This window comes from Limosilactobacillus panis, assembly GCF_019797825.1.
In the GTDB taxonomy this organism is placed as follows: Bacteria; Bacillota; Bacilli; order Lactobacillales; family Lactobacillaceae; genus Limosilactobacillus; species Limosilactobacillus panis_A.
In genome coordinates, this window is the sequence record NZ_CP081855.1 from 482,831 (window position 1) to 501,257 (window position 18,427).

At 48.7% G+C, this 18,427-nt stretch carries 16 protein-coding genes and 1 tRNA gene; all 17 read left to right on the forward strand.

The genetic code is table 11. The features are described 5' to 3' along the window. Positions 1–154: 154 nt before the first annotated feature. The 17 genes from KZE55_RS02215 to KZE55_RS02295 all read left to right on the forward strand — a co-directional run bounded on the left by KZE55_RS02215 (position 155) and on the right by KZE55_RS02295 (position 18,314). A complete protein-coding gene (locus tag KZE55_RS02215) occupies positions 155–1,765 on the forward strand; it encodes an IS1182 family transposase (protein WP_222257689.1) in 1,611 nt (536 codons plus the stop codon). Between the two features lie 114 nt (positions 1,766–1,879). Then, positions 1,880–3,280: an MFS transporter gene (locus KZE55_RS02220; protein WP_222258915.1), complete on the forward strand. Its 1,401-nt coding sequence runs from the start codon at positions 1,880–1,882 to the stop codon at positions 3,278–3,280. Positions 3,281–3,325: 45 nt separating this feature from the next. Continuing rightward, positions 3,326–4,570, forward strand: a complete 1,245-nt coding sequence (locus KZE55_RS02225; protein WP_222258917.1) for a carboxylate--amine ligase — start codon at positions 3,326–3,328, stop codon at positions 4,568–4,570. A 164-nt stretch (positions 4,571–4,734) separates the two neighbouring features. Next, the gene (locus KZE55_RS02230; protein WP_222258919.1) at positions 4,735–6,384 is read left to right on the forward strand and encodes an aspartate-alanine antiporter-like transporter; all 1,650 of its coding nucleotides are present in this window, start codon (positions 4,735–4,737) and stop codon (positions 6,382–6,384) included. Positions 6,385–6,410: 26 nt separating this feature from the next. After that, complete coding sequence (locus KZE55_RS02235) at positions 6,411–7,124, forward strand: aspartate/glutamate racemase family protein (RefSeq protein WP_222258921.1); 714 nt, start codon at positions 6,411–6,413, stop codon at positions 7,122–7,124. Positions 7,125–7,419: 295 nt separating this feature from the next. Then, positions 7,420–8,121, forward strand: a complete 702-nt coding sequence (locus KZE55_RS02240; RefSeq protein ID WP_222258923.1) for a GntR family transcriptional regulator — start codon at positions 7,420–7,422, stop codon at positions 8,119–8,121. Between the two features lie 96 nt (positions 8,122–8,217). Further along, positions 8,218–9,690 (forward strand): nicotinate phosphoribosyltransferase, encoded by a 1,473-nt coding sequence (locus KZE55_RS02245; protein ID WP_222258925.1) that lies wholly within the window; start codon positions 8,218–8,220, stop codon positions 9,688–9,690. Positions 9,691–9,695: 5 nt separating this feature from the next. Then, positions 9,696–10,523 carry an ammonia-dependent NAD(+) synthetase gene (nadE, locus tag KZE55_RS02250; RefSeq protein WP_222258935.1) on the forward strand — a complete coding sequence of 276 codons (828 nt, stop codon included), beginning with the start codon at positions 9,696–9,698 and terminating at the stop codon, positions 10,521–10,523. Positions 10,524–10,541: 18 nt separating this feature from the next. Then, positions 10,542–12,719, forward strand: a complete 2,178-nt coding sequence (locus KZE55_RS02255; RefSeq protein ID WP_222258936.1) for a Tex family protein — start codon at positions 10,542–10,544, stop codon at positions 12,717–12,719. Then, positions 12,712–13,170: a SprT family protein gene (locus KZE55_RS02260; RefSeq protein ID WP_222258938.1), complete on the forward strand. Its 459-nt coding sequence runs from the start codon at positions 12,712–12,714 to the stop codon at positions 13,168–13,170. The genes KZE55_RS02255 and KZE55_RS02260 overlap by 8 nt, the downstream gene beginning before the upstream one ends. A gap of 22 nt (positions 13,171–13,192) precedes the next feature. After that, positions 13,193–13,984, forward strand: a complete 792-nt coding sequence (locus tag KZE55_RS02265; protein ID WP_222258940.1) for a potassium transporter TrkG — start codon at positions 13,193–13,195, stop codon at positions 13,982–13,984. After that, positions 13,981–14,538: a potassium transporter TrkG gene (locus KZE55_RS02270; RefSeq protein ID WP_222258942.1), complete on the forward strand. Its 558-nt coding sequence runs from the start codon at positions 13,981–13,983 to the stop codon at positions 14,536–14,538. The genes KZE55_RS02265 and KZE55_RS02270 overlap by 4 nt, the downstream gene beginning before the upstream one ends. A gap of 48 nt (positions 14,539–14,586) precedes the next feature. Beyond that, positions 14,587–14,760, forward strand: a complete 174-nt coding sequence (locus tag KZE55_RS02275) for an NAD-binding protein (protein ID WP_261313286.1) — start codon at positions 14,587–14,589, stop codon at positions 14,758–14,760. Between the two features lie 66 nt (positions 14,761–14,826). Continuing rightward, entirely contained in the window at positions 14,827–15,153 is a 327-nt protein-coding gene (locus KZE55_RS02280) for a TrkA C-terminal domain-containing protein (protein WP_222258946.1), read from the forward strand. Positions 15,154–15,210: 57 nt separating this feature from the next. Continuing rightward, a tRNA-Leu gene (locus KZE55_RS02285) sits at positions 15,211–15,296 on the forward strand. Positions 15,297–15,427: 131 nt separating this feature from the next. After that, positions 15,428–17,377: a glycoside hydrolase family 2 TIM barrel-domain containing protein gene (locus tag KZE55_RS02290; RefSeq protein WP_222258947.1), complete on the forward strand. Its 1,950-nt coding sequence runs from the start codon at positions 15,428–15,430 to the stop codon at positions 17,375–17,377. Beyond that, a complete protein-coding gene (locus KZE55_RS02295) occupies positions 17,361–18,314 on the forward strand; it encodes a beta-galactosidase small subunit (protein ID WP_222258949.1) in 954 nt (317 codons plus the stop codon). Before KZE55_RS02290 ends, KZE55_RS02295 begins: the two co-directional genes overlap by 17 nt. Positions 18,315–18,427: the final 113 nt, after the last annotated feature.

The following is an 18,427-nucleotide window of genomic DNA, read 5'->3' on the forward strand; positions in this document are numbered from 1 at the left end:
TAAACCAAAATAGAGGCTGGGAAAAAACTCCTAGTCCAAAGCAAAAACCGGATGATGAATTTTTTGAACAATTCATCATCCGGTTTTTATGTACACAGGAAATCGTTCCTGATATGATGTAATTACCACAAAACAACCCAAAGGAGCGATTTTCATGTATCAAAATTATACCATAGGACAAACCGAATTCGTACTAAGCTATAACTATGATTTACCACAAAATCATATTGCGCGGCTAATTAGTGATTTTGTCGACTCGATTCCACAAAATGTGCTATTAGAAGATTCAGGAGCGGCTACCGGCCGCCCTTCATCGCATCCAGCAATTATGCTTAAGATTCTCTTGTTTGCCTACGCACGTCAAACTTATTCTGGAAGAAAGATTGAAATGATGTTGGATGAGAACCTGCCAATGCGTTGGTTAGCTCATGATTATGCTTATAGCTACCATACCATTAATAACTTTCGACGCAGTCAGCACGCTAGTAAGCTAATTAAACATGCCTTTGTTTACTTTACCATGGCTTTGAAAGATCACGGACTAATTCAAAATGATGCAGTTTTTATCGATGGGACCAAGGTAGAAGCCGATGCCAATAAATATTCATTTACTTGGCGACGGGCAGTTGAAAAGTATCACGCTAAGTTAAGAGAAAAGACGAGTAAGCTTTATGAGGAACTAGTAGAAAAACAAGTGGTGCAAGAAATGGCACCCGAGCTGGTTACTTCTGCCGAAGGCATGGAAGTAATGGAACAAGAACTTGCGGAGAAAATCACTAAGTTAGATGAAGAGATTAAGCAAGAACCAAAAATCATCAAAGGTGGTTCAGTTAGAAAACGGCGCCGTCGTTTTCTAAAAAAACTTCGCCATCAATTAAGCAACGACCTAATTCCGCGTGCCAAAAAGTATGAACGTGCCGAAGATATCTTCCAAGGTCGTAATAGCTATTCCAAGACTGATCATGATGCGACTTTTATGTGTATGAAGGAAGATCCGATGATGAATCGGGAGTTAAAGCCCGGCTATAACCTGCAAATCGCTACACATAAGCAATTTGTCCTTGATTACGGGCTCTTTTCAAATCCAACTGACACCAGGACCTTAGTGCCATTCCTTACCCAGTTTCATGCTTTAGATTTCTTTAAGCATATCGTTGCCGATGCCGGTTATGGTAGTGAGTACAATTACACAATGATTCTTGATCAGTTTGAAAAGCAGCCTGTTATTCCATACACAACTTATCAAAAGGAACAGAAACATAAATTTAAAAACGATCCAACTAAATCACAAAATTGGCAGTATAATGCCGAAGATGATTACTACATCGATCATTTAGGAGTTCGCTTTAGCTTTTATCGGTATAGTAGGCGAACCGATAAATATGGTTTCGAACGTGATTTCAAACTCTATCGAGCGGATAAGCACCAACTGTCAGAACAATTGGATGAGTTGGCAAAAACACCAAGTGGTCGGCAACGCTATATGCAGGTTAACCCAACGTGGAATTATTACAAGGCTAAAGTAAAAGCAACCCTCTCAAGTGACGAAGGCAAGGCAATTTATCGTCGACGAAAGTTCGACGTTGAGCCAGTCTTTGGTCACATGAAGAGGGATTTTGGCATACGCCGAACTCATCTACGCGGACAACGGGCTGTGGAAAATGACATTGGGCTAGCCTTGATGGCATTAAATCTAACGAAATTTGGTCAATCAATTAGTCGATTGGCGACTAATTTTATAAATAATTTAAAATCCGGACTATGATTTTTGAATCGATCAAAAATTATAGTCCGGATTTTACTGTTAGAGAACCAAGAATTAATAGTTAATTCCCAGCCTCTTAAAATTGTAGAACCTTTATTTTTAGGGGGCGAAAACTTGAATCAGAATAAACATAACCACATCTATTTAGCAATTATTTCTCTGGCACTCTTAACGTTCATCGGTATTTTAAACGAAACTTCGATGAACGTTACCTACCCGAAGTTATCCCGGCAGTTTGCGGTTTCTTTGGATACCATCCAGTGGATCACCACTGGCTACCTTTTGATGGTGACGGTGACGATGGGGACAACGGCCTACCTGCTGCGGCAGTTTAAGGCTAAACACCTCCAGTTGGCGGCTGTCTTGGCCTTCACTTTTGGTGACTTGCTGTGCGCCATGGCCCTGAATTTCCCAATGCTCTTAGTAGGGCGGCTTATCCAGGCAATGGCCACCGGGTTATCCACCCCAATCCTGTTTCACCTGATCTTTACGGAAATTCCCCGTGCCCGTCTCGGCGCGATGACGGGCTTTGCCGGGATGGTGATCTCGTTTGCTCCGGCACTAGGCCCAACGTATGGTGGGTGGATTTCAGAAGTCACTTCCTGGCAGCTGATCTTCTGGCTCTTGCTACCTTTTGTCCTGGTAAGTTTGGTCCTTGGTCAGTGCTTTATTCGCAACACGCCGTTAGGAAACACGAAGCGCTTTAGCTATGGTAGCTTGATCAGTTTAGCCGTGGCCCTCTTCTCATTTGTCTACGCCTTTTCGACGATTGGCCAGGCCGGGATTGGCTGGCCACTGGCGGCCTGGCTAGTAGTTGCGGTCGTCTCTTTAGCCGTCTTTATCTACGTCAATAACCATGGGGAATCACAGCTCTTTGATTTACGGGTCTTTCGGGTAAAGCCGCTCCGTTTGTCGACTTTGACTTACTTTAGCCTGCAGTTCATCAATATCGGGATTTCACTGGTAATTCCCTTGTATGCTCAGTATGTCCTGGGAGCATCATCCACGATTGCTGGCCTGGTCCTGCTACCAGGGTCGGTATGTGGGGCCTTCATTGCACCCTTTGCCGGTCGTCTGGCAGATAACCAGGGCTTTGCCAAACCGGTAACCTTTGGGGGCGTCCTCCTCATGATTGGGGCCGCTTGCTTTGCATTCCTCCAGGCCCAGCTAACCCCATTTTTGATCATGGCCTTCTTCCTGGTTTTGCGGATTGGCTTTAACTTTGCCTTCGGGAATACCATTTCTAACGCGACAGTCTTGGTGGACGCCCGGAACAGTGCTGACGTCAATTCAATCTTCAACATGGTTCAGCAGTTCGCCGGTTCCCTGGGGACGGTCTTTTTGGCCGCCGTCTTGGCCGTTTTCCAGAATAACGGGACAGGAAGCTTGGCCAGTCGGACCTATGACGGGGGCCGGGTGGACTACATCTTCCTGACGGCCCTGGCTGTGGTTGTCCTGTGCGCAATCATTATTAACTACCGCCTGCAAAAGCAGGGCAAAAGTATGGTAAAATAGGGGCTTGGATAATAAGACTAGTTTATGAAGAGGGAGTGAGATAAAGTGAGCGAACAACCATTTGTTCCGCTGATTTTAGGAAGCGACTTTAACGCTTACGGGATGGCCCGGTCAATGTATGAAAAGTATGGGGTGAAGTCACACCTGTATGCCCGGGCAGAACTGGCACCAACCCGGTTCTCAAAGATTGTTGACCTGCACTTTAACCCGGACCTGCAGAAGCCGGAAGTATTTACTAAGACCCTGATTGGGGCCGCTAAGCAGTACATTGCCCAGGGGAAGAAGGTTGTCCTGATCAGCTGTGGGGATGACTACACCGAGTTAGTCAGCAAGAACCGTAGTGAACTTTCTAAGTACATGGCCTGCCCATACGCCGACTACGAATCCGTTGCTAAACTGACTAATAAGGAAGAATTCTACAACGTTTGTGAGCAGTACGGCCTGCCATACCCGAAAACTGATATCCTAACTCCCGAGACGGACTACAAGAACTACCAGTCGCCGTTTGAATTCCCGGTTGCCCTTAAGGCTGCTGATGCGGTGCAGTGGCATAAGGGGAACTTTGCCGGTTACGAAAAGGCCTACATCATTAACGACGCCACCCGCCTGGCTGAGGTTTTAGAAACAATCTACGAACACAGCCCGTACAAGGGGGACCTGATTTTACAAGAGTTTATCCCCGGTGACGACAGCAACATGCGGACAATCAACTGCTACGTGGGTAAGGACCACCAGGTCAAGCTGATGAGCCTGGGGCACCCGCTGTTGGAGGAATGCGAACCTTCCAATGTTGGTAACTATGTCGCCATCATGCCGGCCTATGATGAAAAGATTTACCAGAACATCAAGCACTTCCTGGAGCAGGTGGGCTTCACTGGCTTCGTAAACTTTGACCTGAAGTATGACCGCCGCGATGGCCAGTTCAAGGTCTTTGATTTAAACCCACGGCAGGGGCGGAGCAGCTTCTTTGTTTCCTTAAACGACCACCAGCTGGCAACGTTCCCGGTTGAAGATTACGTGTTTGACACGTTGAAGGATACCAAGACAATTTACGCTAACCAGGATCCAAAGAAGTACAAGCTGTGGCTAGGGGTTTCAAAGAAGACCTTCCTGCAATACGCCAAGGATAATGAGATTAAAAAGCAGGCAGAAAAATTGATTAAAGAAGGGCGTTACGGGACCACTTACCACTACGCCAAGGATATGAACCTGATGCGGTGGATCCTTGAAAAGCGGATCAACGCCGTTTCGCAAAAGAACTTTGCTAAGTACTTTGTTGAAAAGAAATAGACAGGATTAAAGGAAGCTGAGAAGTTATTTCGCCCAGCTTCCTTTTTTCGTTGGCCTATATTAATATTCGATAACAAGTAATGACCAGCTGTTGAATTGGCCCATAAGCAATGTAATAATGTTGCTGATCAAATATTTAATAAGGAGAAAATCAAGGGATACAGATGATAGATACAATCATTCACTTCATGGTGAATAATCAAACCTTTACCCTATTTGTGTGCGTGGCCCTCGGCTTTGCAATTGGTAACTACAAGATTGCCGGTCGCTTTAACGTTGGAGCCACCGTGGCGACCCTGGTCGTTACCCTGATTGTTGGCCAAGTAGGGGCGTTTCCCCGTAACGAAATGCTGGGCACTATTTTCTTTGGTGCCTTCATGTTCTCAGTCGGTTACCGCATTGGGCCCCAGCTACTGGTGAGCCTCAAGATTTTTGGCGTCCGCATCATTATTGCCAGCCTTTTCTGGATGCTGATTGCCTTTCTGGTCTCGTGGGGATTGTTCATTGCCTTCCACATCGGTCCGGGGATTGCTGCCGGAATCATTTCCGGTTCCTTGACCCAGTCTGCAACGGTGGCGAGTTCTTTACAGACCATCGGGGCTCTACCGGTAAGTAAGGCGGTGCGGGCGACGTATGAAGCTCAACTGCCGGTTGCCTATGCACTAACCTATGTTTTTGGAACCTTAGGCGTTATCATCCTGCTCCGCGACATTGCACCCAAGATGATGGGAATTAAGATTGAAGAACAGGGACCACTGATGGCTAGAAAGTACCACTTCCATGCCAAGAATCCTAACCCAACCTGGCGGCGGACTTACCTGGTTTCTGCTAACTCACCATTTGTGGGAAAGACAATTGCCCAGTTTAACAACTGGTCGGATTACCACCTGATTGCCCTGGCGGTTTTCCGTGACCACCGGATGACTGACCACCTGGAATACGAAATTCAGGCGGGGGACCTAATAACCATCATTGGTTACGCGGTTCACTTTGACCGCCTGCACGGAATTAAGGGAATTAAGGAAGTCTTGACGCCAACTAACGCCCCGAAAGAGCAGAAGTTTGTCCTGGGAAAGGGCTTCAAGCCGGTTCAACTGGCAATTCTTCGCCAGCACGGCGTCTTCATTAACATCCAGGACCCTATCACGGGAAATGAGCAACTGGTTAACCAGCTTCGCCCAGGAAACGTAATATCGCTAACTGGTAATACTTCTCGGACGGCCAATATTCTTCATCAGATGGGGCGCTGGCACACCGACGAGGCCGCCATTAACTACACCCTGTTCTCACTGGGAATTGGTGGTGCTTCCCTTTTAGGAATTTTTGGATTAAAATTAAATGGTATCCCGTTGCAACTCGGTAATGGGACGGCGGCCTTGATCATGGGACTAGTTTTGAGTTCCTGGATCAACCGGCACCGCGACTATAAGTCCATCCCCGAGACCGTGACGACTTTCGCCCAAAGCGTTGGTCTAACAATCTTTGTTGGCACGGTGGGCCTGCAATCAGCCCAGGCGTTCACTTCAGCTATTCAGTCACTAGGCTGGAGCGTTTTGGTCGTAGGAGCGATTATTACGGTTGCCCCCCATCTTTTGACCCTCCTGTTTGGCCGCTATGTTTTACGAATGGAGCCCCTTGCTTTGGTTGGGGGGCTTGCCGGTTCGGGGACCAGTGCTGCTTCAATGAGTGAGGTCGTTCAAAAGGCCGGCCTGGAGGGTGGGGCCTACTTTGCGGCCGCTTTCACACCGGCGTTTGTTGTTGGAAACATTGGAATCACTTTATTAGGACCAATCTTTGTGGCCTTATTGGCCTAAAGATAGGAAGAAAGGCGTAATTAATAATGAAAAAATTCTTTACGGTGTTAGGCGGTATGGGAACCCTGGCCACGGAAAGCTATGTCCGGTTGCTGGACCAGCGGACCCCAATCCACTGCGACCAGGACTACTTGGACTACATCGTGGTTAACCATGCCAGTGTTCCTGACCGGACCGCCTGGATTTTGGACCATCAGAAACCGGATTATAACCTAGATTTGATTGAAGATATTAAGCAGCAGAGTCTGCTGAAGCCCGCCTTTTTCGTGTTGATTTGTAATACCGCCCACTACGCTTTTGACAAGCTGCAGGCGGCAACTGACATTCCCATTCTGAATATGCTAGATGAGACGGTTAAGGAAATCGGAAACGTTAAACCTGATGCCAAGAAGGTGGGTTTGTTGGCTACCAAGGGGACTGTTGAGGCCGGCTTGTATGACCAATACATTACCGCCGCTGGGTATGAGGAAATTAAGCCAACTTCAGAGGTTCTGGACATGACCGAGGACCTGATTTACCACGATATCAAGGAAGCCGGTCATTCTAACGGTCAGAAATTCCACGAGCTAATTCGAAAGATGGTTGAAGAAGAGGGGGCCGATGCGGTAATCCTTGGTTGTACAGAATTGTCGTATGCTCAAGAAATGAACCCAGAAAAGGAGTTTGCCGTGGTGGATTCCCAGTCGACGATCGTTGACCGTTCCCTTGAACTGGGGATGAAACTAGAAGGGCGAAAGTAAAGTTAAGAGAAAAGGTTAGGGAGACTGAACTAGCTTGCTAGTTCGTTTTTCGACACCCCCCGGCGAAGCGAAGCCGGTCTTTAGAAAACACAAAGAGGACTCTAACGTTCGTATTTTCCGAACGCGAGAGTCCTCTTTTTGTACTGCGCTATAGCATTTTCAACTATATAGGAAACTTATGTCACAACTCCTTTTTATATTGGCTAAGTTCTTAAATGGTCTAGACTGCAAGAAAAGTGGTAAAATAAGGAACATATGTAAAGAGAAGCACCTTTGGCATAAGGAGGAATATATTATGGGTTCACCGGTCTATATCCAGATTCATAATCAGTTACGAGAGAATATTGAAAATGGTAAGTGGCATGTTGGCCAAAAGATTCCCGCAGAACGTGAATTAGCCAACCACTTTAACGTCAGTCGGATGACCTTGCGGCAAGCAATCCAAGCATTAGTTGATGAGGGGATCCTTGAACGCCGGGTAGGTTCGGGAACCTTTGTTGCCAACCGTAAAGTTCAGGAGAAGATGGCCGGGGTGACGAGTTTCACTGACTTAATGCTGGCAGCGGGGAAAACGCCGTCGAGTAAAACCATTTCCTACCACCTGACGGTTCCCTCGCAGACGGAAATTGAAAAGTTGCAATTACCGGCGGGCGAACAGGTCCTACGGATGGAACGGATTCGTTCCGGAAACAATATCCCAATCTGTTATGAGATTGCCACCGTTCCGGCAAAGCTGTTGGAAAAGTTTAGTCGGGAAGAAATTACGACTTCCTTTTATCGGACGCTAGAACAAAAGGCCCACCTTTACCCAGGTCATGCAACCCAGCACATCTCAGCAACCAAGGCGACTGAACGAATCGCCACTTATCTCCAGGTTAAGCGGGGGGACCCATTACTACGAATGACACAATTGTCATATTTGCAGGACGGGCGGCCGTTCGAGTACGTCCATACGCAATACGTTGGCTCCCGCTTTGAATTTGTCCTTGAAAAATAGCCTTTATTCTGGATTTGATTGTTGTTATATTAATAGCATAAATTGTTGCTGGATTATTGATACTATTAGATTTAACCGAAGGGAATATACGAAACAATGAAGTTTAATTATCCTGATGATAGTCTGGCTCTTCATACCGACGCCTACGAACTCAGTATGATGCAAACGTACTGGAAAGAGGGAATGGGCAACCGCCGTGCGGTCTTTGAGGCTTTCTTCCGGAAAATGCCATTTGATAATGGTTACGCCGTTTACGTGGGTTTGGACCACATTATTCGCTACATCAAGAACCTCAAGTTTACCGATAGTGATATTGAATATTTAAAGTCAACTGATCAATTTGATAATGACTTTTTGGAATATCTCCGTAATTTTAAATTTACAGGGACCATTCGGAGCTTTGAGGAAGGGGACTTTGTCTTCAACCACGAACCAGTCATCCAGGTTGACGCACCGATGATTGAGGCCCAGTTGGTAGAAACGGCAATTTTGAACATCCTGAACTACCAAATTATGGTGGCCACTAAGGCATCACGAATCCGTTCCGTTGTTGGTGACCAAAGCATCATGGAATTTGGGACCCGCCGTGCTCAGGAGCTTGACGCATCCATTTGGGGAACCCGGGCCGCCTATATCGGGGGCTTTAACGCCACTAGTAATGTCCGGGCCGGCAAGCTCTTTGGGATTCCAATTTCCGGGACCCACGCCCACGCCCTGGTTCAGGCATACATGAATGACTACGACGCCTTTAAGGCATACGCTGAGACGCATCATGACTGTGTATTCCTGGTTGACACTTTCGATACCCTAAAGAGTGGGGTGCCAAACGCAATCAAGGTGGCTAAGGAGTTTGGTGACAAGATTAACTTCTTAGGTGTCCGGATCGATAGTGGCGACATGGCCTACCTTTCCAAGCGGGTACGGGCAATGCTGGATGAAGCCGGATTCCCAGATGCCAAGATTTTTGCTTCTAACGGCCTGGATGAGAAGACTATCCAGAACCTGAAAATGCAGGGCGCTAAGATTGACGTTTGGGGGATCGGTACCAAGCTGATTACGGCCTATGATCAACCAACCTTAGGAGCAGTGTACAAGCTTGTGGCCTTTGAAGATGGACACGGGAAGATGGTCGACACTATCAAGATTTCAAATAACGTTGCGAAGATGTCGACCCCCGGAAAAAAGCAGGTATGGCGGATTAACGACCGGATTGATGGTAAGAGTGAAGGGGACTACATTACCCTGGCCGATGAAGACCCCCGCAAATTAAGTACCATCAACATGTTCAACCCCCGATTCCCACTTCAGCAAAAAGATGTCAGTGATTTCACCGCGCGGCCAATGCTGAAGGATATTTGGAAGGATGGTCAGTTTGTCTACGATGAACCAACGCTGGATGAAATCCGCGACCACCGGATTTCTAGCCTGGCGGCTCTCTGGGATGAATACAGGCGGGATCTTAATCCCGAAGTTTATCCGGTCGACCTTTCTCAACGTTGCTATGATAATAAGATGAAGTTGATTCATAAGGTTAACCGTTATGTTAAGGGACTCAGTGATAAGGGGTAATTAAAATGCGTAAACTACAAGAAAAGATCATTAAAGAACTCAAGGTTAGTCCGGAGATTGATCCTCAAGAAGAGGTCCACAAGCGGGTTAAGTTTATCCATGACTACCTGCAAAAGACGGGGATGAAGACCCTGGTTCTGGGTATTTCTGGTGGTCAGGACTCAAGTTTAGCGGGGCGCCTGGCCCAACTGGCAGTTGAAAAGCGCCGGCAGGAGACCAATGACGATAGTTACCAGTTTATTGCAGTTCGTCTGCCCTATGGTGAACAGGCGGATGAGTCTGATGCAATGGCGGCAATCAATAACTTCATTAAGCCGGATCAAACGCTGCGGGTAAACATTAAGCCAACAACGGATGCCATGGTTTCCTCATTGGAAGCAGCCGGCGCAATGATTTCGGACTTTAATAAGGGTAATATCAAGGCCCGTGAGCGGATGATCGTGCAGTACGGGATCGCGGGTGCCCATGGTGGGGTTGTTGTCGGCACCGACCATGCGGCCGAGGCCGTTACCGGTTTCTACACTAAGTTTGGTGATGGTGGTGCTGATATCACCCCCTTGTCAGGCCTTGATAAGCGGCAGGGTAAGGCCCTCTTAAAGTACCTGGGTGCACCAGCATCGCTGTACGAGAAGGTGCCAACTGCTGATCTAGAAGACGACCAGCCCATGCGGGCAGATGAAGAAGCACTCGGTGTTCGTTACCAGGATATTGATAATTACCTTGAGGGGCACCAGGTTGCTGAGAAAGCGGCAGAAAAGATTGAAAACTGGTACCTTAAGACGCAACACAAGCGTCACCAGCCAATTACCCCTTTGGATACTTGGTGGAAGTAGTTTTGATGTGGAGGATGTATGGATCAACAAACAATTCAGCTTGTCAATAAGCAGTTACCGGACTTAAAGCGTCACCAAATTGAATCGGCGTTAAAACTAATGGATGAGGGGGATACCATCCCCTTCATTGCCCGTTACCGGAAAGAGATGACCGGGACGCTAGATGAAGTCCAGCTGCAGTCAATTCGTGACGAATACCGGCACGTGACTAACCTGCATGAGCGGCAGGAAACGGTCATTAATAAGATCAAGGAGCAGGGTAAGTTAACGCCGGCCCTTGAAAAGCAAATCAGGACTGCAACCGAATTGCAAACGGTTGAGGACCTGTACCTTCCTTATAAGCAGAAGCGGCAGACGAAGGCCCAGAAGGCTAGGGTAAACGGCCTAACACCGCTGGCTAACTGGCTACTCACTTATCCGGACGGGGATTTGGCAACGGAAGCAGCCAAATACGTTAATGACAACGTTGCCGATGCACAGGCTGCACTCGATGGGGCCAATGAAATTCTTGCAGAAGCGATCAGTGAAATGGTAACGGTCCGGGCGTGGCTACGGAATTACACGAGCAACCACGGTAAGTTAGTCACCAGTCTGAAGCGCAATGGTAAAGAAAAGGACGAACTAAAGACTTACCAGCAGTACTACGACTTTTCCAGCGCCGTTAAGGATTTGAACTCCTACCAGGTCCTGGCAATCAACCGGGGTGAGAAGGAAGGTGTCTTGAGTGTTAAGGTTACCGTTGACGAGGCGGTTGTCCTGAACTACCTGTCATTCCGGCTGATTCGGACTACGGCAAAGAACGCGGCGACGGCCTTTATCGCGGCGGCGGCTGAGGATGCTTACAAGCGTTTCCTGGGCCCGGCCATTGAGCGGGAGATTCGTCACCGCCTGACTGAGGATGCCGATAAGCAGGCCATTCACGTGTTTGGTGAGAACCTCTACCACCTTTTGATGCAGGCACCAATCAAGGGAAAGGTCGTTTTGGGCTTTGACCCGGCTTACCGGACTGGTTGTAAGCTAGCCGTCCTTGATGAAAACGGAAAGTTCCTTACGAAGGCAGTTATCTACCCCCACAAGCCCGCTCCAGAGAAGCAGCGAGCCGCTGCGGAGAGTGAGTTCATTGACTTGCTTGAAAAGTACCATGTTGAGATGGTAGCAATCGGGAACGGAACCGCTAGCCGTGAGTCCGAGCAGTTTGTCGCTGCGGCACTGAAGAAAGTTGACCGGCCAATTTACTATGTCATTGTCAATGAGGCGGGGGCGTCAGTCTATTCGGCTAGTCAAGAGGCCCGGGATGAATTTCCAGACCTCCACGTTGAGCAACGGAGTGCTATCAGTATTGGTCGCCGTCTCCAGGACCCATTGGCTGAACTGGTAAAGATTGACCCCCAGTCGATTGGGGTTGGTCAGTACCAGCACGATTTACCTAAGAAAGAATTGACTAGTGAGTTAGATGCCGTCGTTGAACGGGCAGTTAACCGGGTGGGGGTCAACCTTAACACGGCCAGCTATCAGCTACTCAGTCAAATTTCCGGCTTAAACAAGACGATTGCTAAAAATATTGTTAAGTATCGTGACGACCATGGCCAATACACTAACCGGAAGCAACTCCAAGATGTTCCCCGATTAGGTCCAAAGGCATTCCAACAGTCAGTCGGTTTCCTTAGGATTGTTAATGGCGAAAACCCTTTGGATAATACCGATGTTCACCCGGAAAGCTACCCAATTGCTGCTAAGATGATGAAAGCAGCAGACGTTGCGGTTGCTGACCTAGGAACGCCAGCAGCAACGAAACAGCTTGAGAAGTTGAATATCGAAGACTTTACGACCGAGAAGGCAGGGACCGCCACGATTAATGACATTGTTGCCTCCCTACAAAAACCGGGGCGGGATCTCCGGGATTCCATGCCAGCACCGTTACTGCGTCATGATGTGATGACGATTGAGGACCTGAAGCCGGGAATGAAATTGCAGGGGACGGTCCGCAACGTTGTTGACTTCGGGGCCTTTGTGGATATTGGTGTTAAGCACGACGGTTTGGTCCACATCTCGAAGATGACGAAGAAATTTACCAGGGATCCCCGGTCGGTAGTTTCGGTTGGTGACATTGTGGACGTTTGGATTGACAGTGTCGACTTGAAGCGGCAGCGTATTCAGCTGACCATGTTAAAACCGGCAGGAGCCGATAATGAATAATCAAGAACTGCAGCGGCTAACTGAAAAGTGGTCGCTGCAATGTTTTAACCGTCCCTTTACCCACCGGATTTTTTTCAATCCGCACTTGCGGACTACCGGGGGGCGCTACCACCTGAATGATGGTCATATTGATATTAATCCCTTGATGTACACCGAATTTGATATCGACAACTTAAAGCGGGTTGTCCTTCATGAGCTGTGCCACTACCACCTCCACCAAACCGGACGCGACTACCACCACCGAAGTAGGGCCTTCCGAACCCTGTTGGCCCAGGTTGGTGGCTCACGATACGCTCCGGTGACGAGTAAGGCCCGCCCACCCAAACGGCACCTGTTTTACCAGTGCCAGGGCTGTGGCGTCGTCATCGCTCGCCAGCGGCATTTCAATACCTACCGGTACGTCTGCCGACGGTGTGGACACCATTTCAAATTAGTAAAGGATGTTTCCTGATTGAATTGGGGGCAGTAACAAGATGCAATTTTTAAGAAAAACAGCGGTCCGGGGGACGAGTCCCTTCCTGATTATTGCGGTCGCCTTTGGGGGCTTGATCCTTCTAGGAACCATTTTACTGATGCTGCCGGTGGCGACAAAGAGTGGTCAGGGGACCTCATTTGCCGACGCCCTGTTTACGGCGACCTCTGCTGCTTGTGTGACTGGGCTGGTCGTTCACAACACGGCAACTTACTGGTCGCTCTTTGGTCAGACTGTTATTTTGGCCCTGATCCAAGTTGGTGGCCTGGGAGTGGTGACCGTTGTCGTTGGTGTACGGGCGCTACGGCGGCAGCGAATTAGTCTGCGTGAGCGAACAATCATGCAGGAGTCGCTGTCTGCCTCAAAGATTGGGGGCGTCATTCGGTCGACCCGCTTTATCATTGTGACCACCATTGGGATTGAATTCATTGGGGCCCTCCTTTTACTACCGATGTTTGTTCCCCGCTTTGGGTGGGAAGGTGGCAGTGGTGAAGCCATCTTCCATGCCGTCTCGGCTTTCTGTAACGCGGGCTTTGACCTTCTCAGTACTAAGCGGCCTTACCAGTCACTGGTGGCATACTCAACAAATGTTGAAATAAACCTTGTGATTGGCCTCTTGATTCTGATTGGGGGAATCGGCTTTGTCACCTGGATTGATGTTCGTCGGTATGGCTGGCACATTCATCGTTACCGCCTGCAGAGTAAAATCGTTCTGGTGGCAACGGTCATCCTTTTGTTAGTGCCAATGGTCTACTTCTTTAACTGTGAGCTTCAAAGCTTTCCTTTCCGATGAAGAAACGACTTTTGGCGTCCTTCTTCCAGACGGTGAGCCCCCGGACCGCCGGTTTTAACACGGTTTCTTTAACGCAGCTGTCTGATAACGGTAAGTTTATGACAATCCTGCTGATGTTTATCGGTGGAGGAACTGGTTCGACGGCGGGGGGAATTAAGATGACGACGGCGGGCGTCCTGTTCTGTACCTGTTTAGCGGTGATCTTTCGCCGGCGGGAGGTAACGGCGTTTGGCCGGCGGATTGCTTCCCGGACCATTTTTCGGGCTGCGGCTATATTTACCCTGTACTTAAGCTTGTTAATCGTGGCGGCAATGATGATGAGCGGTGTGGAGCACTTGGCGCTGTTGACCAGCCTGTTCGAATGTGCTTCGGCGCTGGATACGGTCGGTCTAACCCTGGGGGTGACCCCCTTACTGCACTTAAGTTCACGTCTACTTTTGATACTATTGATGTTCATTGGGCGGGTAGGCAGTTTGACAGTCGTCTTTGCGGTGGGCAGCCACTCGACAAAGTTCCAGGCCCGTTACCCAGAGGAGACCGTAAACGTTGGTTAGGAGGAAGTTAACGATGGCAAAGGATAACATTGACTCGGCATTGACGTGATGGGAATCGATATCAAGGAGGATCGGGTGACTGCTGCCATCGATGTCCTTACCCGGGGCCTGATTGGCAACACTACGAACGCTGACTTTTTAAGAAGCTGCGGGGTGGGAAATTTTGACCTGTGTGTCGTAACGATTGGTGGAGACTTTGAGGCTTCGCTGGAGACAACCTGACAGCTTAAACAGCTAGGCGCCAAGGAGGTCATTACCCGGGCTAGCTCAGCAATTCATGAGCAGTTCTTGTTACGTAACGGGGCGGATGAAAGTATTTATCCCGAACGCCAAGATGCCCAGTGGCTGGCCTACCGCTACAGTTCACCCCATATTTTGGATTACACTCGTTTAGACCAGGAAAATGCTATCTTTGAGATTGAGGTCCCGACGTCGTGGGCTGGTAAATCACTAGTGGAGATTGATGCCCGGCGGAAATATGATCTCAATATTATTGGTAGTAAGCACCTAGATGGACGAGTATCGACCCATGTTGATCCCGAACAACTCCTGGAAAAAGGGATGACCTTGCTGGTTAGTGGGGATGCCCAGACGATCCTTAAATTATTTCGCTAAAAATAAAAAAAGTACTTGCTAATGAATTGTCTGCTTGCTATAATACTATTTGTTGATGCGGCCATGGCGGAATTGGCAGACGCGTAAGATTAAGGATCTTATGGTCATTTATGACCGTGGAGGTTCAAGTCCTCTTGGCCGCACTACTGAAAACACCCAACTGGTTTTACCGGTTGGGTGTTTTTTTACGTTAATTTGACTAAAGTTTACTATCTTCCGCCAAATGAAAGCGCTATACTAAAAGTGGACACTTTTATGAGGAGGTATTTCTTTAATGGATGCAGATATCAAATGGTTAGATGACCCCGAAACATTTCGGGTTAACCAACTACCCGCCCATAGTGACCATCATTACTATGGCAACTATGCTGAGTGGGGGCAGGGGCAAAGTCGCTTTGTCCAGTCGTTGAATGGCCAGTGGCAATTTAAGTTTGCCCAAAATCCGCACAAACGGCAAAGAGATTTTTACCAAGCAGGCTTAGACTGTACCGATTTTGACCAAATTGAAGTACCGAGCGAAATTGAACTGAGTGACTACGCCCAGAATAACTACATTAACACCCTGATTCCGTGGGAAGGTAAAATTTACCGGCGGCCCGCCTACGCGGTTGATGGTAAGAATAAGGAGGAAGGTTCCTTCAGTACGGGTGAAGACAACACCGTTGGTATGTACCGGAAGAAATTCGACCTTAACCCTGAATTACGGGGTAAGGAAGTCCGGGTCCGTTTCGAAGGGGTCGAACGGTCAATGTATTTGTGGTTAAACGGCCACTTTGTTGGCTACGCTGAAGATAGCTTTACCCTGTCCGAGTTTGACTTGACACCATACATCCAGGACGAGGATAACGTCATGGCGGTTGAGGTCTTCAAACACAGTACCGCTTCCTGGATCGAGGACCAGGACATGTTCCGTTTCTCCGGCATTTTCCGGTCAGTAGAACTGCTGGCCCAGCCGGTAACCCACTTGGAAGATATGACCATCCGACCAACCGTTGATGACGGTTACCAAAATGGTCATTTAAACCTGGATCTGCAACTCGCTGGTGAGCAAGAGGGGACCGTTCACGTTCTGGTTAAGGATGAAGACGGTAACGTCGTCGTTGACCAGACAAAGCCGGTTGCTGAGCAGGTGGCAATTGATGAGGTTGCCCTGAAGAACGTTCACCTCTGGGATAACCACCAGCCTTACCTTTATCAACTTTTTATTGAGATCCGCGACGAAGCAGGGCAACTAGTTGAACTGGTCCCGTACCGGTTCGGTTTCCGGCGGATCGAAATCAGTACTGACCACGTTGTCTTACTGAATGGCCAGCGTCTGATCATTAATGGGGTTAACCGTCACGAATGGGATGACCAGCGTGGCCGCTCTGTCACAATGACTGACATGGAAAAGGACATCCAAACCTTCAAGGAGAACAACATCAATGCCGTCCGGACCTGTCACTATCCAGACCAATTACCTTGGTACCAGCTGTGTGACGAGCACGGAATCTACATGATGGCTGAAAATAACCTGGAGTCCCACGCTACCTGGCAGAAGATGGGGAAGGTTGACCCGTCTTATAACGTTCCCGGCTCCGTCCCACAGTGGAAGGAAGTCGTTGTTGATCGGGCCCGGACTAACTATGAGACCTTCAAGAACCACCCGGCAATTTTATTCTGGTCTCTGGGGAACGAATCCTTTGCAGGTGACAACATTGCCGCGATGGGCCGCTTCTACAAGGAACATGATGACAGCCGCCTGGTTCACTACGAGGGTGTTTGTCACACTCACGATTACAGTAAGCAGATTCCGGGTCTCAAGAAGGAATCTTACCTGCCAGCCGGTGGGACGAAGGACTATCGTGACCAGATCTCGGATGTTGAAAGCTGGATGTACCTGCCACCAAAGCAGGTTGAAGAATACCTGCAAAATAACCCCGATAAGCCGTTTATGGAGTGTGAATACATGCATGACATGGGGAACTCCGATGGTGGAATGGGATCCTACATTAAGCTGTTGGACAAGTACCCACAATACTTCGGCGGCTTCATCTGGGACTTCATTGACCAGGCCCTGCAAGTTAAGGACCCCGTCAGTGGTAAGATGGTAATGCGTTACGGTGGCGACTTTGATGACCGTCACTCAGACTATGAATTTTCAGGCGATGGCTTGATGTTCGCTGACCGGACACCAAAGCCGGCAATGCAGGAGGTACGGTACTACTATGGCTTACACAAATAAATTACACGTTATTTACGGTGACGGTTCACTCGGTGTCGGTGGTGAAGGATTCCACTACATTTTCTCTTATGAACGTGGGGGACTGGAATCACTGAAAATTAATGGCAAGGAATGGCTCTACCGGACCCCAACGCCGACCTTTTGGCGGGCCACGACGGATAATGACCGGGGAAGCGGCTTTAACATCAAGTCTGCCCAGTGGTTGAGTGCCGACTACTTCCAAAAGTGCACGAAAATTGATGTTACGGTTGACGATCACCACTTCGCAGGCCTGCCGCTTGACAATGACCACTATAGCAATGACGAAACTGCTGAGCGGGTGGCACTGACCTACACTTTTGAAACACTAACGGTCCCATCAACGACGGTGGCACTGACCTATACTGTAAACAGCGATGGCCAGATTAAGGTCGTTGTCCACTACACCGGTAAGAAGGGCTTGCCAGAGTTACCAGTGTTTGGTGTCCGGATAGTGATGCCGACTGCGGCGACCGGCTTTGAATACGCGGGCCTCTCCGGTGAAACCTACCCTGACCGGATGGCGGGTGGCCAGCACGGTACCTTCAAGGTTAAGGGCCTTCCGGTAGCAAAGTACCTGGTTCCCCAAGAAAATGGGATGCACATGGCTAGTGACTGGGTTAAAATCACCCGGCAGACGACCCAGAACAATGCCGATCATTCTGACCAGCCGTTCAGCTTGAAGGTGGTTAAGGACCAGGATAGCTTTGCTTTCAGCTGTCTGCCGTACACAGCGGAGGAGCTCGAAAACGCGACCCATATTGAAGAATTGCCCCTAGAGCGGCGGACCGTCCTGGTTATTGCTGGTGCTGTCCGTGGTGTTGGTGGCATCGATAGCTGGGGTGCCGATGTTGAAAAGCAGTACCACATTCCAGCCGACCAGGATATTGACTTTAGCTTCATTTTGAACGCCAAGTAATACTAAGGAATTTAACAAAAAAGGATCAGGGGCTGTGACATAAGTCCCCTATATAGTTAAAAATACTACAGCGCAGTACACAAAGGGGCTCTAATATTCGGAAAATCCGAACA

What these genes read in the sequence shown, in the direction of transcription:
- KZE55_RS02215 (WP_222257689.1), top strand. Translation starts at nt 155, where the DNA reads ATGTATCAAAATTATACCATAGGACAAACCGAATTCGTACTAAGCTAT.
- KZE55_RS02295 (WP_222258949.1), top strand. Translation starts at nt 17,361, where the DNA reads ATGGCTTACACAAATAAATTACACGTTATTTACGGTGACGGTTCACTC.
- KZE55_RS02235 (WP_222258921.1), top strand. Translation starts at nt 6,411, where the DNA reads ATGAAAAAATTCTTTACGGTGTTAGGCGGTATGGGAACCCTGGCCACG.
- nadE (WP_222258935.1), top strand. Translation starts at nt 9,696, where the DNA reads ATGCGTAAACTACAAGAAAAGATCATTAAAGAACTCAAGGTTAGTCCG.
- KZE55_RS02230 (WP_222258919.1), top strand. Translation starts at nt 4,735, where the DNA reads ATGATAGATACAATCATTCACTTCATGGTGAATAATCAAACCTTTACC.
- KZE55_RS02290 (WP_222258947.1), top strand. Translation starts at nt 15,428, where the DNA reads ATGGATGCAGATATCAAATGGTTAGATGACCCCGAAACATTTCGGGTT.
- KZE55_RS02265 (WP_222258940.1), top strand. Translation starts at nt 13,193, where the DNA reads ATGCAATTTTTAAGAAAAACAGCGGTCCGGGGGACGAGTCCCTTCCTG.
- KZE55_RS02245 (WP_222258925.1), top strand. Translation starts at nt 8,218, where the DNA reads ATGAAGTTTAATTATCCTGATGATAGTCTGGCTCTTCATACCGACGCC.
- KZE55_RS02255 (WP_222258936.1), top strand. Translation starts at nt 10,542, where the DNA reads ATGGATCAACAAACAATTCAGCTTGTCAATAAGCAGTTACCGGACTTA.
- KZE55_RS02240 (WP_222258923.1), top strand. Translation starts at nt 7,420, where the DNA reads ATGGGTTCACCGGTCTATATCCAGATTCATAATCAGTTACGAGAGAAT.
- KZE55_RS02270 (WP_222258942.1), top strand. Translation starts at nt 13,981, where the DNA reads ATGAAGAAACGACTTTTGGCGTCCTTCTTCCAGACGGTGAGCCCCCGG.
- KZE55_RS02260 (WP_222258938.1), top strand. Translation starts at nt 12,712, where the DNA reads ATGAATAATCAAGAACTGCAGCGGCTAACTGAAAAGTGGTCGCTGCAA.
- KZE55_RS02275 (WP_261313286.1), top strand. Translation starts at nt 14,587, where the DNA reads ATGGGAATCGATATCAAGGAGGATCGGGTGACTGCTGCCATCGATGTC.